1 protein-coding gene is annotated in these 1,417 nt (G+C 63.7%); it reads left to right on the forward strand.

All coding sequences use genetic code 11. From position 1 onward, the window contains the following. A partial coding sequence (locus tag RMCN_RS24500) for a condensation domain-containing protein (RefSeq protein WP_234787775.1) occupies window positions 1-1,417 on the forward strand: 1,417 nt, incomplete at both ends.

Below are 1,417 nucleotides of genomic sequence, written 5' to 3' on the forward strand. Positions count from 1 at the left end.
CAGTTGCAGTTTGTGGGGCGTGCTGATGAGCAGGTCAAGGTTCGTGGGTATCGGGTCGAGCTGGGTGAGATTCGGTCTGTGTTGGCGCAATTGGATGGGGTGGTACAGGCGGCGGTGGTTGTGCGTGAGGACCGTCGCGGTGATAAGCGTCTGGTCGGCTACATCACCGGAACAGCCGAGCCGTCTGCAGTGCGTGCGCAGTTGGGCGATCGTCTGCCGTCCTACATGGTGCCCGCGGCGGTGGTGTTGATCGAGGCGCTGCCACTGACGGTCAACGGCAAACTCGACCAACGCGCGTTGCCGACACCCGAATACCAATCCACCGGATACCGGGCCCCCGGTAACGCGATCGAGGAAATTCTCGCCGGTATATATGCCCAAGTCCTGGGACTGGACCGCGTGGGGGTCGACGACTCGTTCTTCGACCTCGGAGGCGACAGCATCCTGTCGATGCGTCTGATCGCCGCCGTCAATTCCGGTATGGATACCCAGCTTTCCGTTCGCACAGTGTTCGAGGCACCCACGGTGGCTCAACTGGCACTGCACATCGGTGCCGGTACCAGCCGGCCGCAGCCGCTGGCGCACGCACCGCGGCCCCCATCGGTTCCGTTGTCCTTCGCCCAGCACCGGTTGTGGCTCATCGATCAACTGTACGGTCCGTCACCGGTTTACAACTTGCCGGTGGGATTGCGACTCCGCGGACACCTACGCGCCGATCTTCTCGCCATGGCGCTTCACGACGTGATCGGCAGGCACGAAAGCCTTCGCACCGTCTTCGAGGCAGCCGACGGGACACCACGGCAGGTCGCGTTGCCGGCAGAGACAACCGACATCGCATGGGAAGCCGTCGATGCCAGCGGATGGTCAGAAAGCCGATTGGATGAAGCCATCCGAGCCGCATCACGGTACACGTTCGATCTGTCGGCCGAGATCCCCATTCGGGCTTGGCTTTTCCACATCACCGACGACGAACACGTACTGGTCGCGGTACTGCACCATATCGCGGCCGACGGTTGGTCGATCGCGCCGTTGGTGCGCGATCTGAGCACCGCGTACACCAGCCGATGCGCCGGACACGACCCCGCATGGACGCCGTTGGCGGTGCAGTACGCCGACTACACGCTGTGGAATCGCGCGAACCTCGGCGAGCTCGATGACCCCGACAGTCCCATCGCCGCGCAGTTGGGGTACTGGACAGAATCTCTTGCCGGCATGCCCGAGAGGATCCCGTTGCCCACCGATCGGCCCTACCCCGCAATGGCGGAGTTGCAGGGTGCGACGGTGCCGGTGAATTGGTCACCCGAGCTGCAGCAGCGGGTGCGTGCGCTGGCGCGGGAGTTCAATGCGACCAGTTTCATGGTGGTGCAGGCTGCGTTGGCGGTGTTGTTGGCGAAGGTCGGTGCGGGTCGTGATGTGG

Source organism: Mycolicibacterium novocastrense (genome assembly GCF_001570485.1).
Lineage (GTDB): Bacteria > Actinomycetota > Actinomycetes > Mycobacteriales > Mycobacteriaceae > Mycobacterium > Mycobacterium novocastrense.